Consider the following 22,905-nt stretch of genomic DNA (forward strand, 5'->3'; position numbering starts at 1 on the left):
CACGATGACGGAACACCTCTCGTTCCGCGTCGACGACCCGGAGCTGCTGGCAGAGATCGAGGCGATCGAAGAGGAGTACGACTCCCGATCGGACGCACTCCGAGAGGTGCTGCGCAAGGGGCTGCTGGAAGACGACGAAACGGACAACGAAGCCGACAACACGAGCGGCCTGCCGAAGGCGGCTCGCGAAGGCTACGAAGCGCTCCGCGAGCACGTCAACCCCGGCGAACGGCTCGCACTCGACGCCGCGGAGGGCATCATCGCTCAGCGCGTCCAGCTCCGGAAGCCGACGGTTCGCGACACCGTCGTCCGAAAGCTGCACGCGGCCGGCTGGATCGACGTCGAGCAAGGGATCCACCGCGTTGGCATCATCGTCCGAAACCCGGTCGCAGCCGATGGCGGCCACGACGACGATCGCGACACCGACCCGCTCAACCCCACCGACGACGTCGACGTCGGAGAAGCCGAAGCGCGGCTGGACGAACTGGCCGCGGCGACATCTGGAGGTGAGTCGGCGTGACCCGGCTCGTGTCGGTGCGCTACCGCTGCTCAGAGTGCGACGCGACGCACGTCCGACCGGAATATATCGACGGCGAAGAACCGGAGAAGACGCGCGAGGGGACGTGCTACGCGGCGCATCCGGCCCGTGACGCCGGTTTCGAGGGCTGTGGCGAAGAGGTCGCGCTCGAAGCGATCGAATGGCGTGAAGACCGCGACGACGAGTGGACTCCAATCGGCGAAGACCAGCAACTCGTGACCGACGGCGGCGATATTGGCGTCGAGGTCAAGAACGGGACGCTTCCGGCAGCTGCACGCCGGCTCGATGACGACGAAACAGAATCGTGCGCCTACGAGTGCGATCGCGACGCCGACTACCAGATTCTCTGGGACGGCGGAATCGAATTCTACTGCTGTAAGCAGTGTTCACAGGACGCGCGTCTCTGGCCGGAAGACGGACTCGTCGACGTTGACTATGCAGCGGAGAAAGCCCGTCAGAAGGACGTCGCGACCGACGGCGGCGAACCTGAACCAGTCCCGCTGTACCGCCGAGACGAAGCACCCGTTAATCGCGATACGGATCTGATCCTGATACTCGCCGACCAAGCGGGGACGACGTACCGGCAGATCCGAGAACAGCTGGAGAACATCGACTTCGAGGTATTCGAGTTCGAGCTACGAGTGCCGACCGGTGAACCCGTGCCGGCGGATCTCGGGCCAGGTGCGCAGCCGGCGATACGAGAGCCGTATGCGACGCTCTGGTTCCTCGAAACGCTCGGATACATCCCGGAGTTTTACCCACCGATTGATGTCGAGGAACCGATCGAGACCACTGAAAAAGGACACGCGGCCGCAGAAACGCTCTGCGCTGGCCTCACAGACGAGCAGGTAACTGCGATTGAGGAAGTACGCCAGAACGGGGCCGCGGCAGATGGCGGCGAGGAGGTCTCACGATGACGTTCAAACACCGACTCCCGAACGCGGGCCTTCGTCCCTACGCTCACGAGAAGGACCGAGCGCGGAACGACGACGACGAGTTCACCTACAGCGACTACGAGCAGTTGCTCTCCGACGAGACGTACTGCCGGCTCGCCGAACTGCGCTGGCTCGCGTCCGAACTGGAAAAAGAACTCGCCCACGACGACGTCCTGGGCGACAGCGACGTCCACGACGCGATTTTCGACGCGGTGGCGAACACGGACGCGCCGCTCGCCGAAGCCGTCGATGAGTACGTGGCCGGGAGAATGGCCGCGCATCAATCGGGGGTGTACGAGGGATGACGGACCGCACAACTGCAGGAATCGACTGGCCCGCGGGATTCGAGCGAACGGCGGCCGACGAACGCGAGCCGTATCCAGGCGACCTCTCGCCGACGCGGAAAGAGTCGTTCCAGAGTGTCGTCGAGGAACTGGAACGCTGGGGCGCGACGAGTGTCGAGATCGACACGGCGAGCCAGCACTACGCTGACCGACCGAACATCCCGCACCAACACGATAAGCCGGACGACGTCGGCGTCGTCGCGCGATTCCGCCGAGAGGACGAACACGCCGACGAAGGCTATGCGATCGCGTGTGACCGCTGGGAGACTCAGCGAGAGAACGCACGAGCGATCGCGCTGTACGCCCGGCGAATGCGACTCGCTGAGCGCTGCGGCGTGACGACCGCGAACTCGACGTTCGCGACCGCACGCCTGCCGCCGGCCGACGAGGAAGACGCGATCGTCGCGACCGGCCGCGTCGAACAGGAACCGCACGAAGTGCTCGACGTTTCACCAGACGCCCCGGATGCGGTGGTGAAAGGCGCGTTCCGTGAGCTGGTGAAGGACGCCCACGCGGACCACGGCGGCAACGGCGAGCACACGGTCTCGGAGCTGAAGAGCGCTCGCGACACGCTGCTGGAGGAGTCGCGATGACGACGCTGGCTGACTACGGCGGCGGCGTCGATCGCGACGACTGGCGCGAGTACGTCGTCGAGGATTCGCTGACGGGCTACCTGATCGACATCGCCGAGCGAAACGAGTACAACGATGCGAAACGGCTGAAACTGCTGCGCTGTCCGGTCTGCGGCGAGTCGTGGACGTGGCAGTGGGACGCGGAAGGCGAGAACCCGCTGGCCGCGCATCTCGAAGTCGCGCACGAGCCCGAAGACTTCGGCCTGTCAAAGCGAGGTGACCGCCAGTGACGCTCAGAGAGTGGGTTGCTCGAATCGCACCAGCCAGCGAGGTGCACCCTAACCAGAAGATCGCGGGGTCGCTGACGGCTGAAGAGGCCGGAATCGCGCTGGTGGTTCTGGTCGGGAACGGCGAGTTCGAGAAGGCTGGCATCGTCGCCAACGCTGTTGCTGCCGAGGAGGTCGACGATGAGCCGGTCTGAACGCGTGGTCGGCGCGGCAGAGAACGTCGATCTTCGCGAAGCGGACGACGTGACGCCGTTCGATCGCGACGTCGACGAGCGGCGCGTGATTTCGGCGTACTGCTGTACGTGCGAGAAGTCGACGACGATTCTCGCGGAATCAGGCCGGACGCGACGCTGGGAGCACGACGAGCTGAACGCATCACACGTGGTCGATTACTGGAGGGAAGATTGATGAGCGCGACACGATCTCGACGACCGCCGGAGAAAAAGATCATCTACTGCACCGACTGCGGCTCGATCCATCCGCTCGACGCGCAGTGCAAACCGTGGGGTGATGAAGATGTCTGAAAACGAGAATTCGAGACCTGAGCGAGGAGAATCAAAATTCGAAGGCGTCTGCGACCACTGCGGACCCATCGAGTTCGACGAACAGCCGGAAGGCGAGTTCGGCCCGACGTGTCCCGGCTGCGGGGATGTCCTCCGCGTCGTGTCGGAGGTCGAACCCGACAACGTCAGGGAGTCCGCCGCTCTGGCCGACGAGTTGCGGAAGGCACGCGAGACGCTCGAAATGCTCGACGACGAGTTCGAGCACGCCGATCACGCGAGAAAGTCCGAGATGGTCAAGGAGGCCGCCAATGTCTAACGGCGAAGGGCTTCAGTTCGGTCGCAGTGACGACCTCGACGAGATCGTCGCGACGCTCAGAGAAGGAGATCGCGTTATCATCGCGGATCGGACTTATCCGATGGAGATCTTCGAGAAAGGGCGTGAGAAGATCGGCTCGAATCCGCACGAAACAACCGTCGCGTATCTGGAGTTTCGTGGCCGAACGTACCGACTTCGCGGGGAATACCTCGGTCCTGGTGAGGACACGACGCCTCCGATGCTCGAACTGCGCAAAGAGGGTGAATGGTCGACGGTTCGGACTTCAGTCGACCGAATCGAAGTCGAAAGCGATCAGCAGATCATCAGCGACACGCGCGCTGGTGAGTGGTTGGCGGAGGTTGGGATCGATGTCCAGTGAGAGACCTGGAGACGACGTCTCACAGGACATCCTCGAAGTGATCGACGAGGTAGAGGCCGAAGTCGTCGACGAGTGCAAACTCGGAGCGGCGCGAGACCAGATCGCCGAGGGAATCTGCGAGCGCATCCGCCGACGGCTTCGGAGAGACTATCGGATCAAATGCGACGAGTGCGAGCACGGACAGCTCCGCGTCTCTGACGCGATCTACAGATAAACAAGGCGAGTGCCTCGGGGCTTGACCCCGAGGCGGTTCACTCATCGTCTCGCCACGACCCCCATACTTCTCGGTACTTGCCGAGTTCACGATACTCCTTCTTCCGCTCGAAGGCGTCGATGGCGTAGATCACCTCGTTGTCCTTGTCCCAATCGATCAGCACGCGGAAGTCGCCGACGCGGAGCTTGTAGCCGGGATGGTTCTTCAACCGGTCAAGAAAGTGGCCCGGGAAGTCGCCGATGTCCTCCAGCTTGTTGATGATCCGCTCGGCGTCCACCGTCTCGAACTGTTCCAGCGTTTCGACCAACGTCTCCGTCAGAACGACCTCGTGAGCCACCGTTCGGCCCTCAGTTGTCGATACCGAGGCGTTCGCGGGCCTCGTCCGTGGACATCGTCCGCCCCGCTGCAACGTCCGCGTAGCCCTCCGAGACACCCTCCTGCGCGCCGGGCGTCAGAATCGGCTCCGTGGTGTCGCGCAGCACCTCACGAATGAACTCCGAGCGGTTGGTGTACTCCAGTTCCTCTGCCAGTTCGTCGATCTCCTCCAGAAGACGCTTCGGGACCTTCACGTTCAACTTCACCATATCCCCGTCGCCGTTGTCTCCTGCGTCCGTGCTCATACGCCGTGGTACGCGCGTGGTACTCAAAGAACTGTCGCTCAGTCGTCGCGGAGTGTTTGTGAGACAATGACGGCGCTGTATCCCCTCCTTACTGCGCTACTTGAGGACGGGGCATTAGCGCCTGATTTTCAGGTAAATAGACGGACTATTCCGCGCTAACAAGATTTATTCCGTCTCAACTCGTACAGCGCGTATGGAAGAACCGCGCGAGGAGCTGAAGGCCGACGCCGACGAGCGCGCCGAAGCACCCGACTTCGAGGCTCTGACTCCTGCGGAGGAGTTGGTGCGTGGCGACCGAACGCGGGACGACTTCTTCGACGCCGTCCTCGCCCTCGACAGTCCGGCAACGGCGAAGGAAGTCGCCGAGCTTGCGGGCCACGGTGTCGATGCCGCACGCGAGTACTTGGACTGGTTCGAGCGGATGGGGATCGTAACGCAGGTCACGGACTCACCAGCCACCTACGAACGGAACCAGGAGTACCTGAACTGGCGACGGGTCCAGAAGCTCCGCCAGCAGTACGCTACTGACGAGCTTCTCGACTTTCTGAAGATGGAATCAGAGCGCGCAGAGACGTTGCAGAGCGAATTCGACGTCGAGTCCCCGGACGAAATCTCGATTGCACGCTATGCGAGCGAGACGGGCCAATCCATCGAGGACGTCTGGGAACGCCTCTCTGCGTGGCAGACAGCCCGCCGTCGGGTGGCGCTGCTCGAACGAGCACTTACGACACGGTCCGGTGACGGTGCCGATATGCAGTCAGCGGTATGAGCGGCGACGACGAGAACGCGTCAGATTCACGTAGCGGTGCACCGATCGATTTCGATCGACTCGACGCGATCCGAGAGCGTTTCTCGGCTGATGACCGCTTTGAGCGAATCGACGACCAGCCAGCGTTTGCGCCGGAACGACTGGTCGGCGTGTACGACCAGCGGTTCTACCCGGAACGAATTCGTGCTGCCCGCCTGGAGATCGTCTGGTACGAAAACGGGGACTTCTCGATTCACTACCACGAGGAACACGAGAGTGGCGAGTTCGATCACAGATGGGACAGGCACTCCTCCAGTCACAACATCCGTGACCACGTTCACCCTGGGCCCGATGCACCGACGCCCGGTGACGACGCGCCACATCCGGCTGATTGGCGAGACGTGCTCTCGACGGTTCTCTCGGAGATCGAAGCCCGGCAGCGTGCCTTCTGGGGCGAGTAGCGGAGGCTTCTGACCCCCCGTGATCGATCCGCGACTCTTCTTGCGCGATCGCTTGGAGCAGGTTACTTGCGAGGTGGAGATGCAAGCGAGATATTCAGCAGACGTCAAACGCTATCGTTTCGAAACTGCAGTAGATCCACTGTGACGGGGAGGTTGTCGAAGTCGTCGTCTGCGCCGACGACCAGTGTTGCGTTCTGCTCGTGTGCGAGCGTCACGGCGTGAGCATCCGCGAGAGAGATGTGGCCGTCGGCTTTGATTTCGCCGGCGACCCGCCAATCCGCCCGATCAATTTGCAGACCGCGACGTTCCAGGGCACGGAGATCGCGGTCGGCTTCCCGGAGGGATTCCTTCGTGGGCTTCCCCTCATCCGTCCCCTCGAAGCGCGCGATGAGATAGAAGATCTCGCTGGCGTTCGCCTCGGCGATCCGACCCGGCACACCTCCCGCAAAAACATCGGTCAGTAGATCGGCGACAGTGTCGTGGCCGGGTTCACTGTAGAGGAATGCGATGATAGCCTCGGTGTCGAAAACGTAGCCCGAACTCATTCGTCGACGTCCTCGCCCGCAGACGGACGAAGCCGTTCAGCGCGCTCCTCTTCGCGGCGGCGTTCTTCGCCTTTGTGCTCGCGCACTTTGTCCAGCACCTCACCAGGTTCGTGCTCACCGGCGTGGATGCCGTGGAGTTCCTCAACCGAGGGAACAGGCTCGATGACGATGCGTCCCTCCTCTTCGTAGACGAATACTTCTCCCGGCGTTTCGATGCCGAACTTCTCACGCAGCGCTTTCGGAATCGTTGCTTGCCCTTTCTGCGAGACTTGTATTACTTGCTTAGCTTGGGTATTACTCGACATTATTTGTTGTACTATATTCTTCGTGTATTACTAAGCGTGTCGCCGATGAGATTCGGAACTCCAGGTATCTCCGCGACGTACGTGTCCACACAACCGGCACGAGACTCAAAAATGAATGCCGCTCCGTGGAGTCGTAGAAGAGTTTGCACACTTGCACAGGATTCACTCAAGACAGTAAACTATATATCAGTAACAACTTTGTCGAAGATATGTCATCTCCTCCGCTCAATATCGATTATTGGGCCACTCGTTACTCTGTATATACAGACTACGCTGAACAGTACGAAGAGGCAATGAGTTACACTTGTTTGACAGATAAGGCAGAAGCTCTCTGGGAATGGAAGGGGTTGAATCGGAGCATTCCATTTGAAGAAATAGCCCCTGTGATCGACCAACTTGATCGAACTGATTACATTGATCAGAAACCCCAGAAGGCAATCAGATCGCTTTCGGATTATCTGAATGATGCAGACGTGGTCAGTTCGAAGAGTCTCGTCACATCCGCATTTCTGCTTCATCTAATGGCAAGCGGGCCAAAGCAATATTCGGAGAAGTTCCCGATATATGACAGAAATGTATGGAATGCATACGTCTATCTCTGGAGGATTCGTGACAAAACAGAGAAGTTGTACAGCGGAGCGAGTCAAAGTGCAAGCAGATACGCCGAGTTCTGTGAAAAGTTCCGAGAGACCTGTCCAGATGAGAAAGCACGCAAGTACGAACGTGCGCTGTTTGTGTTCGGGGACTTCATTACGGATCTCTCATCGCGAAACTCCCGGACCTCAATAAAACATATAGATAATATTCTTGAGAGTCAAGAGATGGCGATCAAGGATATGCAGAGTACCTCAGGATACGCGTTAATCGACGTCAAGAAAATAGAGGACGCGAACCAATAGAGATCACCCAGTGACATCGTTAAACTGGTGTCTTATGATGTGACCCCCGCTCTCTGTGAAATAAATCGGGGTGGCAAGCGTTCTTTGCGCCCTCAGATACCGAAAGAAATCCCCTCCGAGCGTCTGTCGGTTGCTGAGACGCTGTCGAATCTTCGTCAGATCGAGGTGGCGAGTAGCGGCCGGTTCTGACCACGCGGCACGATCGGGGATTCTTTTTCAGAACGCGCTGTGGTCAGTTAGAGGTGATTGTAGCTTCAGCATTTCCGAAGGCCCAGCCTTGGCCGCTGGCGCTGAGGTACTGCACAGTCCGAACTGAGTAATCAAGAATGGTGGCGAAAAGCAGTTCAACGACTGCTAAAAGAATGCTTGCGCTGGTTTTGACGTCCTCTGGGAGAGTACACACGAGATCAGCTACTCCAGTAGCAATCACAGTAAGTGATCCCAGCGGAATATCTGCATCTCGGAGCCACTCAGAAAACCCCACGAGCCGATCCGGGGCTTCGACATCAACTTTCACTGTCTTACCGTCGAATTCGAGATATCGCATATCGGGTGTGGGTGCGACAAGCAACATAGTTCTGACCCCGTCTGTAGGAATGACCAACGCCTACCGACTTCTCATACAAGTCGGAACCGAAACCCGCGAATCGTCCCCCTTCAATCGAATCCGTAGCGCTTGTGGGCCTCGTCGATATCCACGATTTCGACCACACGGACTTGTTGATCCTCGTCGAGGACTACGTAGAATGCTGTGTGCGTTCGGCCGATGTGGAGACGATACATCTCCTCGCCATCGACGTGGAGCTTCTCCCGGTCTCCAGAGCCTGACCCAGGGCGCGGGTACGGCTCCTCCTCCAATTTCCGGAGGTTATCCTTCACAATCCGCGCGCTCTTTTCGTCGAGAGCGCCCAGGTATTCTCGGGCGTTTTGACTCAGGAGGATATCAAAGCTCATCGAGCGGCGTCAGATCCTCCTCGTCGGCCTCGCGGACCTCGCGGGCTACGTTTGCCAGATGACGCCGGTTGTGTTCCTGAATCAAGCTCTCCAGCAGCTCGTCGTACGTTTCGCCAGCTGATTTCAGTTCGTTCAGTTCTTTCCATCGTTCCTCTGTGACTGGTATTCGTTTATTTGCTGTCGACATTGTCTCACACGCTCCAAATCCCCAATACCATCCCCGATCCACTTGGGCGCTTTTCTCACCCTGAATGCGGAATACGGAGAGAGGGACGAGTCCTTGTTTGAGCACTCGGTTGTCACGCGAGCGTCTTTATCGGACTTCGTGTGCAATCCTTACAACCCTTACAACCTAAAACTTGCGCAGGTGAATTCAGGTTGAACTCGACAACGCGATTCTGCGTTTGAGAAGTAACCTCCGAACCGCTGTTTTTCGCGATTGACTCTTTAAATACTGCGGGGTGCGTTTCTGCGTATGGGCGAAATCCTCGGCTACGCACGAGTCTCGACGAGTGATCAGTCGCGGGACGGGCAGATCGAATCAATCCGCGAACACTATCCCAATCTCCCAGCCGAGAACATCTACGCCGACATCGGGAGTGGCGACGACCCGACCCGCGACGAATACGTCGACCTCCGCGAGCGACTCGAAAATGATCCGATTGAGAAGATCGTGGCCGCGAAACTCGATCGGCTCGGGAGATCGACTGCGGAGGTCGCGGACTTCGTCGACACCTGCGCCGATCACGGCGTCGGCCTTCACCTGGTCCAGCAGGGGTTCGACGTACACCCGGACAACGAGATGGGGCAGATGATGCTGAAGTTCATGTCGATCGTCGCGGAGATGGAGCTGAAGCTGAATCGCGAGCGGCGGCAAGAAGGAATTGAACGTGCGATCGATCGCGGCGTCCAGTTCGGACAGGCACCACACGGAATGACGAAAAACGAGATGGGCGTGCCGGTCCCGGGCGAGGGCTACGAACGCGTTCAGGCGTTCATTCGGGAGGTCAAGAAAGGGCGCTCGAAGCGCCCGACGGCTCGATTCTTCGACGTGCCAGAGGGAAGCATCGCGACGATCCTCGATCGCGCTGACGAACTCTACGGAGTGGCATTCGACAACGACGACTGGAAGATCAAGCGAGCCCGCGTCGAGGCCGGTGAGAAAGAACTCGCCGAGCTGGGCGAAGCGCCCGACTAACGAGCGAATCGGAGGTAAAACGAGGGTGACATAGAAGACCCCCCACCAAGGAACGCTCACTACAGGTAACTCACGTCCCACGCTTGCCCTCGAATCAGCCGCTGTGACTGCTCTATGTTATTTTTCTACACCAACCTCGTCGAGAGCCGTGCTTACAGGCTGACGGTGCGTGTCGTGTTTCACTCGCCGGCCCTGCCAGAGCAACCACACGCCGATCATTCCAGCGACTAGGACGAATCCGATTGTGACCAATTCATAGACTACCGATGTTGTCGCTACTAATGACCCGGTTACATCAACTGCGAAGTGCCAAGCGACGAGCGGCCAGAGGCTCTCCAACCGGAATGCGATCGCACCGAGCCCGATCCCCAGCGGAATGATCAGCAGCATCTGTGGAAGCCACTCAGCCAGTGAATTCCCAAGGATGACTTGTGAGATGTGAGCCAGGCCAAACATCGTGGCTGGCAGTACGACAGCTAACAGGCGGCTCCGAGGCTCTAGTGCCCGGAGCAGCACCCCACGATAAATGAGTTCTTCAGAGATAGCGGCACCCAACGCCACGCCTACGATGATCACGACGAGGGCTGCCCACGGCGGCAGAGTTTGTCCTTGAATTAGCGAAACCTCAGGAATGACGAGCCCAAACATAACTGGGACCACGACCACGGCTGCGAAGGGAAGCAGATAGACAGCTGCCCGCCGATTGACTGGTGCTGTGAGCCGGATTTTCTCCCACCAACCGAGCCAGGTGACGAGACCGATGCTAATCATCACGAAGACCCAATTGAGAACGAGCCCAATTCCGTGAAGCGTCAACTGTGGGACGGCAGCCTGGAGTAAAGTTCGTGTGAGTACCGTCAAGACAACAAGTGCAGCTGTAAACCCGAGTGTGAATCCGACCGGATGACGTTCGACAATCGATACCATACATCCATTACGATAACTGAGCATATATAGACGTACTGACATAGGTGGTATGATGACTCACAGCAAAGCGCGATAATTCCAGTCCGCTCACGGGATTTTACAATCTCATAATATACGCGCACGCGAATCACGACCATCGTATAATCAACAAACAATCAAATTCTTACGGTAGATTCAGTTGTATAGCCGTGATATGAACTCTGTGGTAAATCTTCTATGACACCCTGGGAGAGGATCAGACAAGACCCAGCAGCCGAGCGGTCACTCCTCATTCTCGTCCTTGCTCTCTTCCCAGTCAGGGAGGCGGCGAACCGCCTTGATCCAATTGTGCTTTGCCACTTGGCCGGGGTACGCGATCGGGTCGTAGGCAAGATCTTCGACCGTCCCGAGGTGCTCCGGTTCCCGGTCAGTCACTCGTCGCCAAAAGCCAACAACGCCAGCGAGCGTCAAAACCACGAGTAGAACGGCCAACCCGACGCTACCAGGATCCTCCAGTGGGAACACGATGAAAGCCAAAATCGAGACGAGCCCAGCCAGCGAGACGAGATAAAAGACGTAGATCAGCGATTTGCCAGTTATCTCGATACTCCGGCTCATCGTTTCTCAGCCGGATCTGATCGGCAAGCTATACAGATCTTTCTGTGATTCTGGTTCCTCAGTTCGCGATCAGTCGTCCCAGACCGACTCGGCTTTCCGAATCCGCAGTTCGTCACCGTCTGGCTTCACGAGTAACGCTTCGCCGGGGTCGATATCGAGCGATTCGGCGGCCTCGTGAGGTATCGTGACGCGAAGTGACCGCGTCGCCTCCTGCACAACCACCGTCTGCGTACGCCCCTCTTCACGTCTCATATCTCAACTCAGGGGTCAGTATCACTTAAGCCGTCAGATGGGGGTGCTGTGATGCGCACACCTGCACACACCTGCAAGTACTGGCAATCACCTTCACACACCCGCACACACCTTATTTCGAGGGTTTAGGTTCGAAGGCACTGCGTTTTGAGGCGACGGCCGGCCCGGTCGCTCCGGATCACCGGTCGGAGCCAGACTATGACTGGAGAACGCGGGGCTTCCGCCCCGAACCCTCCTTTTCAGACAACGAGGAGGGCCGACACGACAGGCGAACAGACGCCGAGCAACAGCGCGAGCACGTCGAACCGTCTGCCACGTGGCAGGAATTCGATAGCGCTGGGAGGCCAGACCGTGACTGATCTGCTCGACGAGACGCAGCGACTGCGCCAACACGTCGAGCAGACTGAGCGCGATCGGCAGGAACGAGCGCTCTCTGATGCTGAGGAGGCCGATGAGTGACGCGAGCCAAGTCGACATCGGCCTCGCCGCAAGCGACGAATTTCGGCAGTACATCGCCCGTCTCCGACGCACGTGGCCGAAGCGACAGTACAGACAGGGCCTCCCGCAGCCCGACACGCGGGCGCACTTCTGAGGATGCCATCCTGGGATTCCTACCAACATCACGACGCAGGCAAACAGGCCCACGAGGGCCGCATACGGACGAAAGCACGGCGACTCAAAGAACGACTTCTCGGAGTTCACAAATGAAATCCAGTACGCAGTATCGGCAGTGGCATCGGCAGCGATCACACACACCTTCTGACGGAGGGTCGCGATGAGCCTCCGCGAGCGACTCCCGAGCATCGGCGCCCGTGGCCTCGCGATCGCGCTCGTTACGCTCGTGCTGTTTTCGAGCGTGGGCGCGGCCGCGGGCACGGTCGTCTTCGGGAACGGTGCGACCCCCTCGCCGTACATCAACGAGGACCAGCTGACGAAAGCAGCCCACCCGACCGGCCAGGCTGTCACGACCTACGAAGCGAATGACGGCTCACAAGCCAGTCTGGATGCCATCGTCAACGAAAACGACTCGCGACCGAACGTCTACACCTTCTCGCCCGCTCAGATCGACGCCGCCGACTACGGAGCCTTCCCGCACGACAAGAGCGACGTGTCGGCGCTGACGGCGAGCGAGTGGACGACCTCAGGTGCATCGGTCTCCGACACCGAAACCGGGCCTGGCGTCGAGGCCGTCCAGATCACGACGTCGGCCGCGGGCGATTCGACGTCGTTCTCGAATTTCTCGGTCACGAGTGACGAGAACAAGAAGTTCGGCCAGATCGGCGTGGTCGTCCACTCGATCTCCAGTGACGGCACGGTGAACGTGAACTTCACCGACGCCGACGGCGACTACAAGCAGGCGACGATCAACACCTCCCAGGACGTCACGGGCAACGCGGCGGTCATCGCGAACGGCACCGGGACGTACGTCTGGCAGGAGCAGTTCGGCCAGCTGACGACGAACTCCGTCAGCGGATCGGACGGCACATTCAACGACATCGAGTCGATCAGCGTCACGTCCGCAACCGGGACGGTCGACGCGTCGATCTTCGCGCTGAACGCCGAGAAGACTGGCGAGTGGCAGTTCGGCGATCACCACTACCAGAATTCAGACGACGAATGGGAGACCGAGACCGTGACCGAGCCGATCGGTGACGTCTCGATCGCTTCGATGGGCTCGCTCGGGCCGACCTTCTCGGGCGACAACAACGTCACGGTCCACGACCTGCGCTTCCCCGTCCACTACACGAGCTCGGCGCTGCCGGCCTCGGACACGCAGGCAACAGTCTCCGACGCGGGCAACACCTACCCCGCCTACGACAAGCAGGCGACGATCTACACGCGCCTGTCCGTGCCTGAAGCGTACGATCTGGGCCACCAGGGCCTCTCGCTTCGCGTGAACCAGTCGCTCCCGAGCGACCGCTACGTGAGCGTTGAGGTCGCCGAAGGCACCTCCGACACGAAGTTCTCGGAGATTTCCAACACCGCGTGGACGGACGTCACGGGACAGTTCTCGGGTGAAAACGAGACGCACGTCCTCGACGACACGATCCAGCCCGGCCAGGAGATTGTCGTCCGGTCTCAGCTCCGACTGACCCAGGATGACGTCACGGCGATGCAGCAGAGCCCCGCCGGAGGTGGCGGCGGATTCTTCAGCAACGCCGGTGGTAACGGCGGCATCTGGGGCGCGATCGTCGGTGGCGTCGGTGGCATCGTGGCGATCATCGGCAACTACCTCCGGAAGGCTCGGAAGGCGGTGTGAGCCGATGAGTTCGAGCGGCAGTGACGTCCCGAGTTCGAGCTCGCTCGTCGACAGTGCCCGGAACGCATCGTCCCTCTCAAAGTTCCTTGCCGGCGGCGCTGGCGGCGTGTTTATGGCAGCCATCTACGTGGTCGTCGCGCCAGTTCGGGCGACTGCAGCGGGGCTTGGTGGGTTCGCCAGTGGGTTCTTCGCAGAACTCGATTCGCTGTTCAACACGAACTTCATCGGCGGCCTCTCAGGGCTTCTCTCCGCCGGTCAGGAGGGAACGTCTGCGTGGCTGAGCACCGAGGCGTTGGGGTTCATCATCGCGTTCCTGATCGTCCTCGTGCTGGCGTGGCTCTACAGCCTCTGGCAGGATCTCACCGATCAGGACGTCCCGTTCTTGGGAAGTGTCCCGTTCTTCGGCCCAGACGACGCAGAATAATGATCGCACCATCAGTCCCCCGACAGCGAGGTGATCGCGGTGGCCGATAGCGACCGCTACCTCACGAACTGGGGCGACGATGGATCGATCTTCGACCGCGTCGAGGATGGAGACGGCACGCCCAGTGTGAAAGTCGGACTGCTGACGAAGACGGCTGCCGGCTCAAGTCTGATGGCCGTCCTCTACGGGATCATCGCGTACTATCGCGCGGTCGCGCAAGCACTCAGCGACCTCGTCGACGCAGGATTCGACTTCCTGAACGACCTGATCGCGGTGCTGTTCGGTGATGGAACGTGGATCCTGCGCGGGATGGACCTCATCTCGATCGATGGCCCTGGAGACTACGTCGACGCCGTCTTCGACAGCGCAGAAGCCTCAGTATCGGACGCAGCGCTGGGCTTTCTGCTCGCCTTCACGCTGATCATCGCACTGGCAACCGTGTTCTGGGGGGTGCGCAAGTATGCGCTGTGACCCGCTGGAGGTGCGGTGATGTCAGTTCCAGATTCAGGCGCGTACGTCAGTGACGACGGCGACGAGTCGTGGGACTCTGATGGCGGATCCACCGGTGACGACACGACAAGCAGCGGCGGCGGAGGCATCTCAGGCTGGGGCGACCTCTCGCTCCCGGGCTGGCTCAACGATCTCGAAGTCGTCGCGAAGAACCCCCGCCGCTTCGTGTTGGGGGTGTTGCTCTCGACGCTTGTCGGGTATGTCCTGACAGCGTTGCTGCTGGGGATCAACCTCACCCGGTGGCTCGCCGGCTTCGAGGTCCCCGGCCAGATCACCGTCGACGGGAGTTCGGTGAACGTTCCGTGGTGCTCCTCGAACGAGTGCGATCTGTTCTCGTTCGTGGACATTCCGGGCTACGTCGCTGACGTCCTGATCGACGAATTCGGTCTCGGCGGGATCCAACTCCTGCAGGGCATCGAGACGGTCTGGACGTCTATCCCGAGCGACGGTGGCCTCGCCGGTCCGGCGATCCTCTTCCTGCTCGGCCTCGGGATGACTGTCGGGTTGTTCTGGCTCGTTCGCATCATCATCGCGGCCGCACCAGTGAGTAGACCATAGAATGAGCGTAATAGACTTCTTGAAATCGCCGTTCGCGTGGGCGACGGGGTTCTTCGGAGCCCTGGGGCTCCAGCAGTTGGTCCCGTTTCTGACGGCCAACGCGGGGACGCTGTTTGCCGGCTGGTCGCTGTTCTCGATTCGGATCCTCCCGAGTCTGGACATCGACCCATCCGTCCAACAGCAGCTGATACTGATCGGCGCGGGGGCCTACCTGGTCTTCCTCGTCCGCCGGCTCTGGCTCCGTTGGCGCACGCGCACGGATGGAGGGACAGCGTGACGACTACTGCAGCCCGCTCTACCGGGGGTAACCTCTGTCGATCCGGCCACAGAGCGGCCGCAGTCTCCCGACGACCGATCCACTCACGATGCAACGACAGACGCAACAGTCGATCGGACAGCTTCCAGGAGGGCCGTAGCTGATGTCCCTCCTCGGTACTCTCGGCGCGATCCTCGGCGGGTTTCTGATCCTCCTGCTGATGGTCGTGCTGTTCGGGCTCGCCTACGTGAAGAAGGGACGGCTGCCGTCGATTCCGTTCCTGTTGAGCGTGCTCTTAGTGGGCCTGCTCGGGTCGCTGCTGCTCCCGTGGAACGTGTCGATCATCCCGACGTTCGGGCTCGGCGAGCGACCCGTCATCGTCGGCGTCGCCCTGCTGATGCTCGCGTGGATGGTGCTGGAGGCCTGGTGGGCGTCCTCGGGGAATCCCGAGACGATCGCCCGGAGCGTCTCCAGACGACTGCAGCGACTCTTCTCGACGTGGATAGCGATCGGGACGCTCGGTATTTCGCTGGGCTTCTCGCTCGTGGTGATCCTCGCCGGCGAAGGCGCGGAAGTCGCGGGCATCGCCGCTCAGGTCGTCGCCGACGTCCCACTCATCTCGTCGAATATCGGCGCGATTGGGATCGGCTGGCTCGGCGCTGGCGGCTCACTCCCGCTCGTCGGTGGGACGCTCCCGGCACAGTACCAGACACCGGCGCTCATCGCGGGCGCGATCGCGTTCGTGTTCGTCCTCGCAGTCGGGGTGACCTACGCGGATTAACAAGACAATGACACTACAGACAGAATCCCTCACGATCGGCCCGCAGGCCCGCCTTGCACTGGCGAGTCTGCTGGTCGTGGTAATGTTGTATTGGCTCGTCCGGCGACTCCGCGGCAACGGCGAAGATGCCTCCGTCCGGTCGCAAATGACCTCTGAAACCGGCACGATCAGTTTCCTCGCGTCGGGGACGATGGCGTTCGCCATCCTGGCTGGACTGGCCGGCCTGTTCCTCTCGCCGGAGATTCTCCGGCGACCCATCCTCGGTGTCGCGCTGCTCGTTCCCGTGCTTCTCGCGTGGGTCCTCAACAAGCGGGAGGTGTCGTCGTGACCCGACGTGGTGATCTTGCGACGCTCTGTGCGTCGATTCTGGTCGGCTTCGCGAGCGTCGCAGGCGCGCTCGTCACGCTGTTCGGGAGCGGACCGGCGATCCTGCTGTGGGTCGCACTCCCGCTCGTGCTGGCGCTCGCGCTGGTCGTCGAGGCCGGCGTGATCAGTGAGACTCCGACGGACGACTCCGCTCCGGAGGTGAGTGAGTAGATGCGCCTCTGGCGTTGGCTGTTGGTCCTGCTGATCGCTCCGACAGTTTTCTTCGCAGCGCTGGCGGCGACCGGCGCGATCGGTGGAGCTGTCACGGGCCTCGTGGGCGTGAAGATGCCGCTCGCAGTGCTGGGCTTCGCGCTGATCGTGGCACTGGCGGCCGTCTACAAGAGCGGGAGGATGGTGCTGGACTGATGCGGCGACTCGCCTTCGCATCGCTCGCGATCCTCCTGCTCGTCGGCCCTGTCGGGATGGGCGTCGGGACGGCAGTCGCTGATCTGTCGGCCGACCAGCGGCCGATGCAGGCGACATCGCCCACCCAGGCCGACGCGGGCTACACGATCGACGAGCTGCGGCGACAGGGCACGAAACCCGATCCGGACTCACCAGACTCAGTCCGCAAACTCGACACGTACACGTCGCTCGCCGTCCGCTACGACGGCGTCGGGTTGCTCCACGCGACCGATAAGTTCCTCGAACACGGGACGACCGTCCGGCGCGATCGCGTCAACCTCGATTCGATTCGGTACGGCCGCCCCGAGAGCGACGAGACGCTCGTGATCGTCTACTGGGAGGCCGAGCAGCGCGAAGTCGCTGCCCCGAACGGGAACGGCACGATCCAGAAGACAGTCGCCGTCAACCAGACGGTCGCGCGGCAGAACCTCACGATCGAGGAGAATCGCGAGCGGGCGAACATCTCGCTGCCGAGCCACTCCGAGCCGACGCAGGTGACGATGTGGATCGAGGGTCATCCGGACGTCCGCTGGCACTTCACCCATCACTCGGTGCCGTTCGCTCAGAACATCCTCATCACTACCGAGGGCGGGTTCTGGGAGCGGGCACTCGTCCAGATAGTCTTCCCGACGCTCGGCACGACCGCCCTCGCCGGGTTCGTTGTTCCGGCCGCGATCCGTCGTGCCGGAGCCGGCCCGCAGTGGGGGCTTATGCCGTGGCTCGTGATCCTCGGGTTCGCGACGTTCTTCGGGTTGCTGTTCGCCGCGACGTGGCTCTCAGGCATCATCGTCGCGTTACCGTTCGCCGTCCCGCTGTTCGTCGGCGGACTCGTCGGGATCGTCTTCCTCGAACGCTACGAGGACGGCGTCAGGCGCGTCGTGCTCTTCCGGATGGACACGGACGCGAAGAAGACGCCTTCCGGTGACATCGCCCGTGAGGGCATCGCTGGGCAGTTCCGTACGATCAAGATCACCAAGACTGCCGGCGGGGCGCTCGCGGTGATCCCGACGGGCCTGCGGGCGTTCTTCGCGCGTGTGTTCGGCGGCGCGGCCGTGCTGGCTGGGGCGTCTCGGATCAACTCCGAGATCGACCTCTACAACTCGCCGGCCGACAAGATGCTGTTCATCGCGACGGACGCCGATTCCCTCGTCGACATCGAACGCGAGCACTTCAACTTCCGCTCGCCGATCTACGACGAAGAGGGCAACTTCGACATCGGCGGCCTCCTGGAGGCGCTGGTCGTCTTCGCGATTCCGGCGACCGTGTTCTTCCTGCTCGTTGGCCCGATCGTGGCCGTGCTGGCTGGCGTGGTCGGTGTCGCGCTGATCTACACCGAAGCGCACAACGGGACCGCGCGGATCCTGCCCGCAGTCGGGCAGGCCCAGGATGCCTACGCGACCGCGATGTACCTCGAAAAGTCGCTCGAAGAGTACCAGACTTTCGAGGGGCTCATCCAGGAACTCCGCTCGGAGAAGAACCGCCACGAAGACATCCTCGAAATGATCGAGGAGCAGGGCGCGGAAGCGCTCATCCAGCGCGCCCACGAGCGCGAGGATCCAGAAGCCCTCGACGAGCTGTGGTCTGAGGAAGCGAAGGGGGTGACCGAAGCGTGAGTTCGGAGCCCTCCGCCGCTGCACACTGGGACGTCGAACCCGACGCGAAAGACCCGCTCGACGAGCCGGATCCACGTCGCCCGGCACTCAACCGCCTGCGTGAGGAGCAGCTCGAAGCGCTCCAGACGTTCCGTGAGGATGGATTTGCTTCGAGGCAAGCGCTGCTGAAGTGGCTGCATACGTTCCAGTACCGCACGCTCGGGCGTGTGGCTGACTGGGTGTACTACCTGCTGCCAACGCAGGACGTCACTGTCGCGTGCTGTCTGAACAACGCAGAAGCCCGTCGACGACATCACCCGCGGTCGTTCCTTACGGCCGAGCAGCGGGCCGACGAGCGTCACCGACAGGCGGCGAAGCATCTTCGCCCGGCCTGCCGGAAGGCGCTGCGTGACCTCCGAACCCGAGCGACGGAGTACGTTGATGAAGACAACCCCGCGCCGGATCCAGACGAATCGCCGCACTCAGTCCTTCGACCGACACTCGACGAGTATCAGCAGCGCCAGCGCATTCGGCTCCAGCGCTGGTTCGACGGGTTCGATTCGCTGTCGGAGCTCGAGAACTGGGTCCACCAGTTCGACTACGACACGCTCGGGGAGATCGAGAACATCCCAGGCGGCCAGGAGTTCGACTTCCAGCTCATCCAAAAGCGCGCAGGCAGGCGCGTCGCGTTGGGCGAGACTGAAGCGTACGCCCGCGAGCGCGAGCAATTGGCCGCCCGCTACCTTCTGCCCGCAACGAACCGCGCAGTCCGTGAGTTGGCGGCGAGTGCAGGGGAAGCGACTGACGAACGATCCGCGGATATGCACATTCCTTCAGGATGACGAACAACAGACTCACTCCGACCGAAAAGAGCGCTCCAGAAGACCGTGACTGGGGTCAGAAAACGCAACAGTCCGTGCGGACGCACTCCGCACCGAAAGACGAACCGACGGACGCTGACGAGATTCGCACCCGATATGGCATCGGCCAGTTGGACATCTCGGACTTCACCAAGGACGGCGACGAGCCCTCGCGGATCGTCTACCCAGACCTGCTGATCCACGAGCACGACGCCGAGCGCACTCGTTCAGAGGGCGGCACCGGCGCCCTGCTCGTCGGAAAGCGTGGCTGTGGGAAGTCCACTCTCCTCTCACAGATCGGCACGCGGCTGATCGACGAGAACGGTGAAATCGTCGTCTGGCGTGGCTCTCCGATGCGCTCAGAGTGGCTGCGGCTGAAGCGCTGGGTTACGCTGTGGCTCCCCGCCGATGCCGACGTCGAGGCCACGTGGATGACCGAAACGGGTGACGCTCCGACCGAGAACGTCGACGATCTGGACGACGTTGTCCGCGACGTCTTCACCTACGAGGATCCCCTCGACCTCCTGGAGCAACTCGGCGACGGTCCCGAGGGAACGATCAACGTCGTCTACCCGGATCCGACGTTCACCGGCTGTACCGAACTCACCGCAGAGACGAATCGTCCGGGGACGAGCGACCCGCTGCCGTTCCGTCCGTCGTGGGAGACGAAAGAGAGCGAGCCGCCGACGCCGCTGCAGCACTGGTGGTTCGCGTTCATCCTCGCGGCCGTCGAGCATTCGAGTCACTACGAGTGGCTCTCGCTGCTGTTCGACGAACTGGGTGACCTCGTTCCCGAGGACGCGAAACAGGACGCTCACCGCACCCACGACAAGGTCACGCTGTTCCGCTCGTGTATGTCCGATTCACGACGCGCTGGGTTCTCGCCGTTCGGGGCGATCCACTACGAGGAGAACATCCACCACAAGGGCCGTCGTGAGTGGGAATGGCGCATCTCGATGCCCGACGGCCGACCCAATCCGCGGACGTCGCGGATGTCATCGATTCCAGTCGGCTTCGAGACCGTCCCGATGGAGTCCGACGTCATCTCGGGCTTCAAGGTCGGCACCGGGCTTTGCTACGCTGAGTGGGGTGCGACGTGGTTCGGCTGGGAAGACATTCCCTTCGAGTCGGAAGATAAGCACCGCTGGCTGCGGATTCGCGTCGACGAGCCCGAGACGGGCTTCGATGTCGACGAGGAAGCAGATCTGCAGCTGCAGTTCGACGATCAGATCTTCGCCGAGTGGCAGAACGCCCACGCACACCGCCTCGTAGTCAAGGATCCCGGCTCTGGACAGCTCTCGGTCGAATCCGGAACCGTCCTCGATCCGCTCGAATCCCCGATCGAGGCGCTGGCGTTCGACGAACCCCAGGACGTTCCGGGTGGCAAAGAGCTCACGATGACCGGAGAAGCCGGCCAGATCACCGTGGCGCGCATCCCTGTCGACGGGGAGACGCCCAGCTCGGCCAGCGACATTCGGGGGGTGGGTGCTGATGATTGAACGACTCGATCAACGAGATCGCGCTCTGCTTCGCTCACTTCGGGCCTTTAAGTACAGGGCCCACCGGCGGGAGCCGGCCGGGATCTGGGGGCAAACCGCCGAACCTCTCAGATATCCGAGTCGCTACGCACGCGCGAATATAGATTACCTTGGAGGGAGTCCCCCACGCGTTGGGGGGCCACCGCGTGCGGTCCAACGTGCGGGCGGGCGTGATCTCGCGGGCGCATTTATATACGGTCGAGCGGCCGCCCGCGGGCGATATGAATTCCGGAAGCGTGCGCGCCGGCGCGGCAACCGCACGCTTGCGCGGGCGCTGAATTCACACGCGCTCGCTGCGCGTAACGGAGGTGTGTGCGCGTGAGCAGGCGAATCGCGTCCGCGGTGCTCGCGTTCGTGCTCGCGCTCTCGCTCGTAGCGCCTGCGCTCGGCGGCGCACTCGCTGGCTCTGCTGCGGCCGCGCCCAGCGGGATGGTCACCGTCGCCGACTCGCAGATCACCCAGGAAGTCCCAGAAGGCGAGTCGATCCCGGTCTCGGCGGCTGACCTCGAAGGCGCAGTCCTCGCGTCGAGCGGCCACGCCGACTCACTCGAAGTGATCGCGACGACGCCCGGACACGCTGACGAAGTGATGGGAACCGACGCGAACGTCGTCGGTGGCGGTCAGATGGCGCTGGTCTTCCGCGACGCAGAGGATCACGAGTCGCGGGAGATCGCCGTCGACGCCGGACTACTGCGAGAAGCACTCGGCTATACGCCCGAGACCGTCCGCGGGACGCACTCCTCGGGCGAGACCTGGCGCTCGGAAGCGACCTACGAGGACGGCTCGCTCGTGATGACGATCGAGAGCTTCTCGTCGAACACGGTGACTTTCTCCGGAGAGGTCGACGTCTCGATGACGGGCGCAACCAACGGCACGTCCGCGCAGTGGGAGCTGTCAGACTACGACAGCGCCTCAGACGTGACGATAAATACAACCGGCGTAACCAATTCAGAAACCGAATCAGCATCGGCGACGCTGACCGACGGAGATAGCCTCAGCCTGGATGTTGCTGGCACGACAGCGGCCTCGGACGCTTCTGTTACCTTCAACGGCCGCTCCTCAAGTTCGTGGCACAACGTCTCGGGCTCCGACTCTCCTTCAGGCCAGTTTTCGCCCTCTATCGGCGGCAACCTCGATCCGACCGGACCGGGATCAAACAATAAGCCAGTTTTGGAGGTCACAGCGCACCACGGATCGACGTCCTCATATAATCCGGTTGATACACACGGTGACGGCACAAATGATCAGGGGTGGAACATCGCGGGAGACGACTCCAACAACGCGAAAACTTGGATAGAACTCCGTGTTCAGCCCGACGCCAGTGGAGAGGTCACAGAGCTAACAGTCAATATAGACCGTGTTTATGGAAACGAATACAACCCGAACGTGGATGTGTATATGGTCCACGAGACGCCGGATACTACTCAGGGCGAGGGAACACTCGTTAAAGAGAATTGGAATCCGTCGTGGACCACGGGCACGCAGACAGTCACGCTCGACACTCCGTATAAGATTCAATCCGGGCAGGACTACACAATCGAGTTTGTCACGACAAACTCAGACGGTGACGATACTGGAGACTACCTCGATATTGCCACGGACGATAGCGCCTCGTCGGTGTGGGTAATGTCCGACTCATTAGGCGGGACGACACGCGAGGACTACGCTGATATTGGGTTGAAAATCACACAGCCAGTTAACGATCTAAGCGTGGGAGGAGACGTTAGCGCCTCCTTTGGGGACTTCGCCGATAGCGAAACC

Annotated in this window: 37 protein-coding genes and 1 pseudogene; 28 read left to right on the forward strand and 10 right to left on the reverse strand. The window is 61.3% G+C overall.

Features of this window, described 5'->3' with window-relative positions; genetic code table 11:
* The first annotated feature begins 4 nt into the window (after window positions 1–4).
* The 10 genes from RBH22_RS06710 (at window position 5) to RBH22_RS06755 (ending at window position 4,088) form a co-directional block, all read left to right on the forward strand.
* The gene (locus RBH22_RS06710; protein WP_306676940.1) at window positions 5–520 is read left to right on the forward strand and encodes a hypothetical protein; all 516 of its coding nucleotides are present in this window, start codon (window positions 5–7) and stop codon (window positions 518–520) included.
* Entirely contained in the window at window positions 517–1,455 is a 939-nt protein-coding gene (locus RBH22_RS06715; RefSeq protein ID WP_306676941.1) for a hypothetical protein, read from the forward strand. The genes RBH22_RS06710 and RBH22_RS06715 overlap by 4 nt, the downstream gene beginning before the upstream one ends.
* Window positions 1,452–1,778 (forward strand): hypothetical protein, encoded by a 327-nt coding sequence (locus tag RBH22_RS06720; RefSeq protein ID WP_306676942.1) that lies wholly within the window; start codon window positions 1,452–1,454, stop codon window positions 1,776–1,778. Before RBH22_RS06715 ends, RBH22_RS06720 begins: the two co-directional genes overlap by 4 nt.
* Window positions 1,775–2,410, forward strand: coding sequence for a J domain-containing protein (locus RBH22_RS06725; protein ID WP_306676943.1), 636 nt, complete (start codon window positions 1,775–1,777; stop codon window positions 2,408–2,410). The genes RBH22_RS06720 and RBH22_RS06725 overlap by 4 nt, the downstream gene beginning before the upstream one ends.
* Window positions 2,407–2,679 carry a hypothetical protein gene (locus RBH22_RS06730; protein WP_306676944.1) on the forward strand — a complete coding sequence of 91 codons (273 nt, stop codon included), beginning with the start codon at window positions 2,407–2,409 and terminating at the stop codon, window positions 2,677–2,679. Before RBH22_RS06725 ends, RBH22_RS06730 begins: the two co-directional genes overlap by 4 nt.
* The gene (locus tag RBH22_RS06735; RefSeq protein ID WP_306676945.1) at window positions 2,676–2,870 is read left to right on the forward strand and encodes a hypothetical protein; all 195 of its coding nucleotides are present in this window, start codon (window positions 2,676–2,678) and stop codon (window positions 2,868–2,870) included. The genes RBH22_RS06730 and RBH22_RS06735 overlap by 4 nt, the downstream gene beginning before the upstream one ends.
* On the forward strand, window positions 2,857–3,084 hold the full coding sequence (locus RBH22_RS06740; RefSeq protein WP_306676946.1) for a hypothetical protein: 228 nt from the start codon (window positions 2,857–2,859) through the stop codon (window positions 3,082–3,084). Before RBH22_RS06735 ends, RBH22_RS06740 begins: the two co-directional genes overlap by 14 nt.
* A gap of 108 nt (window positions 3,085–3,192) precedes the next feature.
* Window positions 3,193–3,495: a hypothetical protein gene (locus RBH22_RS06745; RefSeq protein WP_306676947.1), complete on the forward strand. Its 303-nt coding sequence runs from the start codon at window positions 3,193–3,195 to the stop codon at window positions 3,493–3,495.
* A complete protein-coding gene (locus RBH22_RS06750; protein ID WP_306676948.1) occupies window positions 3,488–3,874 on the forward strand; it encodes a hypothetical protein in 387 nt (128 codons plus the stop codon). The genes RBH22_RS06745 and RBH22_RS06750 overlap by 8 nt, the downstream gene beginning before the upstream one ends.
* Entirely contained in the window at window positions 3,864–4,088 is a 225-nt protein-coding gene (locus RBH22_RS06755) for a hypothetical protein (protein ID WP_306676949.1), read from the forward strand. The genes RBH22_RS06750 and RBH22_RS06755 overlap by 11 nt, the downstream gene beginning before the upstream one ends.
* A gap of 37 nt (window positions 4,089–4,125) precedes the next feature.
* Here the strand turns inward: RBH22_RS06755 and RBH22_RS06760 are convergent, their stop codons facing one another.
* Complete coding sequence (locus RBH22_RS06760) at window positions 4,126–4,425, reverse strand: type II toxin-antitoxin system RelE/ParE family toxin (RefSeq protein ID WP_306676950.1); 300 nt, start codon at window positions 4,423–4,425, stop codon at window positions 4,126–4,128.
* A gap of 10 nt (window positions 4,426–4,435) precedes the next feature.
* Window positions 4,436–4,708: a ribbon-helix-helix domain-containing protein gene (locus tag RBH22_RS06765; RefSeq protein WP_256545395.1), complete on the reverse strand. Its 273-nt coding sequence runs from the start codon at window positions 4,706–4,708 to the stop codon at window positions 4,436–4,438.
* Window positions 4,709–4,901: 193 nt separating this feature from the next.
* Between RBH22_RS06765 and RBH22_RS06770 the strand changes: the two genes are divergently transcribed.
* A complete protein-coding gene (locus RBH22_RS06770) occupies window positions 4,902–5,477 on the forward strand; it encodes a hypothetical protein (protein WP_306676951.1) in 576 nt (191 codons plus the stop codon).
* On the forward strand, window positions 5,474–5,917 hold the full coding sequence (locus tag RBH22_RS06775; protein ID WP_306676952.1) for a hypothetical protein: 444 nt from the start codon (window positions 5,474–5,476) through the stop codon (window positions 5,915–5,917). Before RBH22_RS06770 ends, RBH22_RS06775 begins: the two co-directional genes overlap by 4 nt.
* Before the next feature lie 104 nt (window positions 5,918–6,021).
* Here RBH22_RS06775 and RBH22_RS06780 read toward each other — a convergent pair whose 3' ends face one another.
* Window positions 6,022–6,462 carry a PIN domain-containing protein gene (locus RBH22_RS06780; protein ID WP_306676953.1) on the reverse strand — a complete coding sequence of 147 codons (441 nt, stop codon included), beginning with the start codon at window positions 6,460–6,462 and terminating at the stop codon, window positions 6,022–6,024.
* A complete protein-coding gene (locus RBH22_RS06785) occupies window positions 6,459–6,767 on the reverse strand; it encodes an AbrB/MazE/SpoVT family DNA-binding domain-containing protein (RefSeq protein ID WP_306676954.1) in 309 nt (102 codons plus the stop codon). Before RBH22_RS06785 ends, RBH22_RS06780 begins: the two co-directional genes overlap by 4 nt.
* Before the next feature lie 209 nt (window positions 6,768–6,976).
* On the opposite strand from RBH22_RS06785, the gene RBH22_RS06790 reads away from it, so the two are divergent.
* Window positions 6,977–7,666 (forward strand): hypothetical protein, encoded by a 690-nt coding sequence (locus tag RBH22_RS06790; RefSeq protein WP_256545400.1) that lies wholly within the window; start codon window positions 6,977–6,979, stop codon window positions 7,664–7,666.
* Between the two features lie 232 nt (window positions 7,667–7,898).
* Here RBH22_RS06790 and RBH22_RS06795 read toward each other — a convergent pair whose 3' ends face one another.
* The 3 genes from RBH22_RS06795 to RBH22_RS06805 all read right to left on the reverse strand — a co-directional run bounded on the left by RBH22_RS06795 (window position 7,899) and on the right by RBH22_RS06805 (window position 8,807).
* Window positions 7,899–8,213: a hypothetical protein gene (locus tag RBH22_RS06795; protein ID WP_256545401.1), complete on the reverse strand. Its 315-nt coding sequence runs from the start codon at window positions 8,211–8,213 to the stop codon at window positions 7,899–7,901.
* Window positions 8,214–8,323: 110 nt separating this feature from the next.
* On the reverse strand, window positions 8,324–8,620 hold the full coding sequence (locus RBH22_RS06800; protein WP_256545402.1) for a type II toxin-antitoxin system RelE/ParE family toxin: 297 nt from the start codon (window positions 8,618–8,620) through the stop codon (window positions 8,324–8,326).
* Complete coding sequence (locus RBH22_RS06805) at window positions 8,610–8,807, reverse strand: hypothetical protein (RefSeq protein WP_256545403.1); 198 nt, start codon at window positions 8,805–8,807, stop codon at window positions 8,610–8,612. The genes RBH22_RS06800 and RBH22_RS06805 overlap by 11 nt, the downstream gene beginning before the upstream one ends.
* Window positions 8,808–9,095: 288 nt before the next feature.
* Between RBH22_RS06805 and RBH22_RS06810 the strand changes: the two genes are divergently transcribed.
* Complete coding sequence (locus RBH22_RS06810; protein WP_306676955.1) at window positions 9,096–9,818, forward strand: recombinase family protein; 723 nt, start codon at window positions 9,096–9,098, stop codon at window positions 9,816–9,818.
* Between the two features lie 117 nt (window positions 9,819–9,935).
* Here the strand turns inward: RBH22_RS06810 and RBH22_RS06815 are convergent, their stop codons facing one another.
* From RBH22_RS06815 to RBH22_RS06825, 3 genes are all read right to left on the reverse strand, one after another.
* A complete protein-coding gene (locus RBH22_RS06815) occupies window positions 9,936–10,745 on the reverse strand; it encodes a type II CAAX endopeptidase family protein (RefSeq protein ID WP_306676956.1) in 810 nt (269 codons plus the stop codon).
* A 261-nt stretch (window positions 10,746–11,006) separates the two neighbouring features.
* Window positions 11,007–11,342, reverse strand: a complete 336-nt coding sequence (locus RBH22_RS06820) for a hypothetical protein (RefSeq protein WP_306676957.1) — start codon at window positions 11,340–11,342, stop codon at window positions 11,007–11,009.
* Window positions 11,343–11,411: 69 nt separating this feature from the next.
* On the reverse strand, window positions 11,412–11,594 hold the full coding sequence (locus tag RBH22_RS06825; RefSeq protein ID WP_306676958.1) for an AbrB/MazE/SpoVT family DNA-binding domain-containing protein: 183 nt from the start codon (window positions 11,592–11,594) through the stop codon (window positions 11,412–11,414).
* A gap of 451 nt (window positions 11,595–12,045) precedes the next feature.
* Between RBH22_RS06825 and RBH22_RS06830 the strand changes: the two genes are divergently transcribed.
* The 14 genes and pseudogenes from RBH22_RS06830 to RBH22_RS06895 all read left to right on the forward strand — a co-directional run.
* Complete coding sequence (locus tag RBH22_RS06830; RefSeq protein ID WP_256289934.1) at window positions 12,046–12,186, forward strand: hypothetical protein; 141 nt, start codon at window positions 12,046–12,048, stop codon at window positions 12,184–12,186.
* Window positions 12,187–12,369: 183 nt separating this feature from the next.
* Window positions 12,370–13,854, forward strand: a complete 1,485-nt coding sequence (locus tag RBH22_RS06835; protein ID WP_306676959.1) for a hypothetical protein — start codon at window positions 12,370–12,372, stop codon at window positions 13,852–13,854.
* 4 nt (window positions 13,855–13,858) lie between these two features.
* Window positions 13,859–14,278 carry a hypothetical protein gene (locus RBH22_RS06840; protein ID WP_306676960.1) on the forward strand — a complete coding sequence of 140 codons (420 nt, stop codon included), beginning with the start codon at window positions 13,859–13,861 and terminating at the stop codon, window positions 14,276–14,278.
* A gap of 39 nt (window positions 14,279–14,317) precedes the next feature.
* Window positions 14,318–14,749, forward strand: a complete 432-nt coding sequence (locus RBH22_RS06845; RefSeq protein ID WP_306676961.1) for a hypothetical protein — start codon at window positions 14,318–14,320, stop codon at window positions 14,747–14,749.
* An 18-nt stretch (window positions 14,750–14,767) separates the two neighbouring features.
* Window positions 14,768–15,346 (forward strand): hypothetical protein, encoded by a 579-nt coding sequence (locus RBH22_RS06850; RefSeq protein ID WP_306676962.1) that lies wholly within the window; start codon window positions 14,768–14,770, stop codon window positions 15,344–15,346.
* 1 nt (window position 15,347) lies between these two features.
* On the forward strand, window positions 15,348–15,623 hold the full coding sequence (locus tag RBH22_RS06855; protein ID WP_306676963.1) for a hypothetical protein: 276 nt from the start codon (window positions 15,348–15,350) through the stop codon (window positions 15,621–15,623).
* Between the two features lie 142 nt (window positions 15,624–15,765).
* Window positions 15,766–16,383 carry a hypothetical protein gene (locus RBH22_RS06860; RefSeq protein WP_306676964.1) on the forward strand — a complete coding sequence of 206 codons (618 nt, stop codon included), beginning with the start codon at window positions 15,766–15,768 and terminating at the stop codon, window positions 16,381–16,383.
* 7 nt (window positions 16,384–16,390) lie between these two features.
* Window positions 16,391–16,711, forward strand: a complete 321-nt coding sequence (locus RBH22_RS06865) for a hypothetical protein (protein WP_306676965.1) — start codon at window positions 16,391–16,393, stop codon at window positions 16,709–16,711.
* Window positions 16,708–16,920 carry a hypothetical protein gene (locus RBH22_RS06870; protein ID WP_306676966.1) on the forward strand — a complete coding sequence of 71 codons (213 nt, stop codon included), beginning with the start codon at window positions 16,708–16,710 and terminating at the stop codon, window positions 16,918–16,920. Before RBH22_RS06865 ends, RBH22_RS06870 begins: the two co-directional genes overlap by 4 nt.
* Window positions 16,921–17,115, forward strand: a complete 195-nt coding sequence (locus RBH22_RS06875; RefSeq protein ID WP_306676967.1) for a hypothetical protein — start codon at window positions 16,921–16,923, stop codon at window positions 17,113–17,115. It abuts the gene before it with no gap.
* Window positions 17,115–18,767, forward strand: coding sequence for a hypothetical protein (locus RBH22_RS06880; RefSeq protein WP_306676968.1), 1,653 nt, complete (start codon window positions 17,115–17,117; stop codon window positions 18,765–18,767). The genes RBH22_RS06875 and RBH22_RS06880 overlap by 1 nt, the downstream gene beginning before the upstream one ends.
* Complete coding sequence (locus RBH22_RS06885) at window positions 18,764–19,588, forward strand: hypothetical protein (RefSeq protein ID WP_306676969.1); 825 nt, start codon at window positions 18,764–18,766, stop codon at window positions 19,586–19,588. The genes RBH22_RS06880 and RBH22_RS06885 overlap by 4 nt, the downstream gene beginning before the upstream one ends.
* A complete protein-coding gene (locus RBH22_RS06890; protein ID WP_306676970.1) occupies window positions 19,585–21,105 on the forward strand; it encodes a hypothetical protein in 1,521 nt (506 codons plus the stop codon). Before RBH22_RS06885 ends, RBH22_RS06890 begins: the two co-directional genes overlap by 4 nt.
* A gap of 357 nt (window positions 21,106–21,462) precedes the next feature.
* Window positions 21,463–22,905, forward strand: a pseudogene (locus tag RBH22_RS06895) (hypothetical protein); the annotation flags it as partial.

Source organism: Halobellus sp. H-GB7, from assembly GCF_030848585.1.
In the GTDB taxonomy this organism is placed as follows: Archaea; Halobacteriota; Halobacteria; order Halobacteriales; family Haloferacaceae; genus Haloquadratum; species Haloquadratum inordinatus.

Excerpts from the sequence above, each read along its gene's own strand:
- RBH22_RS06880 (WP_306676968.1), top strand. The coding sequence starts at position 17,115 with ATGCGGCGACTCGCCTTCGCATCGCTCGCGATCCTCCTGCTCGTCGGC.
- RBH22_RS06850 (WP_306676962.1), top strand. The coding sequence starts at position 14,768 with ATGTCAGTTCCAGATTCAGGCGCGTACGTCAGTGACGACGGCGACGAG.
- RBH22_RS06875 (WP_306676967.1), top strand. The coding sequence starts at position 16,921 with ATGCGCCTCTGGCGTTGGCTGTTGGTCCTGCTGATCGCTCCGACAGTT.
- RBH22_RS06805 (WP_256545403.1), bottom strand. The coding sequence starts at position 8,807 with ATGTCGACAGCAAATAAACGAATACCAGTCACAGAGGAACGATGGAAA.
- RBH22_RS06755 (WP_306676949.1), top strand. The coding sequence starts at position 3,864 with ATGTCCAGTGAGAGACCTGGAGACGACGTCTCACAGGACATCCTCGAA.
- RBH22_RS06725 (WP_306676943.1), top strand. The coding sequence starts at position 1,775 with ATGACGGACCGCACAACTGCAGGAATCGACTGGCCCGCGGGATTCGAG.
- RBH22_RS06825 (WP_306676958.1), bottom strand. The coding sequence starts at position 11,594 with ATGAGACGTGAAGAGGGGCGTACGCAGACGGTGGTTGTGCAGGAGGCG.
- RBH22_RS06790 (WP_256545400.1), top strand. The coding sequence starts at position 6,977 with ATGTCATCTCCTCCGCTCAATATCGATTATTGGGCCACTCGTTACTCT.
- RBH22_RS06820 (WP_306676957.1), bottom strand. The coding sequence starts at position 11,342 with ATGAGCCGGAGTATCGAGATAACTGGCAAATCGCTGATCTACGTCTTT.
- RBH22_RS06835 (WP_306676959.1), top strand. The coding sequence starts at position 12,370 with ATGAGCCTCCGCGAGCGACTCCCGAGCATCGGCGCCCGTGGCCTCGCG.
- RBH22_RS06800 (WP_256545402.1), bottom strand. The coding sequence starts at position 8,620 with ATGAGCTTTGATATCCTCCTGAGTCAAAACGCCCGAGAATACCTGGGC.
- RBH22_RS06815 (WP_306676956.1), bottom strand. The coding sequence starts at position 10,745 with ATGGTATCGATTGTCGAACGTCATCCGGTCGGATTCACACTCGGGTTT.
- RBH22_RS06865 (WP_306676965.1), top strand. The coding sequence starts at position 16,391 with ATGACACTACAGACAGAATCCCTCACGATCGGCCCGCAGGCCCGCCTT.
- RBH22_RS06890 (WP_306676970.1), top strand. The coding sequence starts at position 19,585 with ATGACGAACAACAGACTCACTCCGACCGAAAAGAGCGCTCCAGAAGAC.
- RBH22_RS06765 (WP_256545395.1), bottom strand. The coding sequence starts at position 4,708 with ATGAGCACGGACGCAGGAGACAACGGCGACGGGGATATGGTGAAGTTG.
- RBH22_RS06810 (WP_306676955.1), top strand. The coding sequence starts at position 9,096 with ATGGGCGAAATCCTCGGCTACGCACGAGTCTCGACGAGTGATCAGTCG.
- RBH22_RS06830 (WP_256289934.1), top strand. The coding sequence starts at position 12,046 with ATGAGTGACGCGAGCCAAGTCGACATCGGCCTCGCCGCAAGCGACGAA.
- RBH22_RS06860 (WP_306676964.1), top strand. The coding sequence starts at position 15,766 with ATGTCCCTCCTCGGTACTCTCGGCGCGATCCTCGGCGGGTTTCTGATC.
- RBH22_RS06720 (WP_306676942.1), top strand. The coding sequence starts at position 1,452 with ATGACGTTCAAACACCGACTCCCGAACGCGGGCCTTCGTCCCTACGCT.
- RBH22_RS06710 (WP_306676940.1), top strand. The coding sequence starts at position 5 with ATGACGGAACACCTCTCGTTCCGCGTCGACGACCCGGAGCTGCTGGCA.
- RBH22_RS06795 (WP_256545401.1), bottom strand. The coding sequence starts at position 8,213 with ATGCGATATCTCGAATTCGACGGTAAGACAGTGAAAGTTGATGTCGAA.
- RBH22_RS06785 (WP_306676954.1), bottom strand. The coding sequence starts at position 6,767 with ATGTCGAGTAATACCCAAGCTAAGCAAGTAATACAAGTCTCGCAGAAA.
- RBH22_RS06730 (WP_306676944.1), top strand. The coding sequence starts at position 2,407 with ATGACGACGCTGGCTGACTACGGCGGCGGCGTCGATCGCGACGACTGG.
- RBH22_RS06840 (WP_306676960.1), top strand. The coding sequence starts at position 13,859 with ATGAGTTCGAGCGGCAGTGACGTCCCGAGTTCGAGCTCGCTCGTCGAC.
- RBH22_RS06745 (WP_306676947.1), top strand. The coding sequence starts at position 3,193 with ATGTCTGAAAACGAGAATTCGAGACCTGAGCGAGGAGAATCAAAATTC.
- RBH22_RS06750 (WP_306676948.1), top strand. The coding sequence starts at position 3,488 with ATGTCTAACGGCGAAGGGCTTCAGTTCGGTCGCAGTGACGACCTCGAC.
- RBH22_RS06740 (WP_306676946.1), top strand. The coding sequence starts at position 2,857 with ATGAGCCGGTCTGAACGCGTGGTCGGCGCGGCAGAGAACGTCGATCTT.
- RBH22_RS06770 (WP_306676951.1), top strand. The coding sequence starts at position 4,902 with ATGGAAGAACCGCGCGAGGAGCTGAAGGCCGACGCCGACGAGCGCGCC.
- RBH22_RS06775 (WP_306676952.1), top strand. The coding sequence starts at position 5,474 with ATGAGCGGCGACGACGAGAACGCGTCAGATTCACGTAGCGGTGCACCG.
- RBH22_RS06855 (WP_306676963.1), top strand. The coding sequence starts at position 15,348 with ATGAGCGTAATAGACTTCTTGAAATCGCCGTTCGCGTGGGCGACGGGG.
- RBH22_RS06780 (WP_306676953.1), bottom strand. The coding sequence starts at position 6,462 with ATGAGTTCGGGCTACGTTTTCGACACCGAGGCTATCATCGCATTCCTC.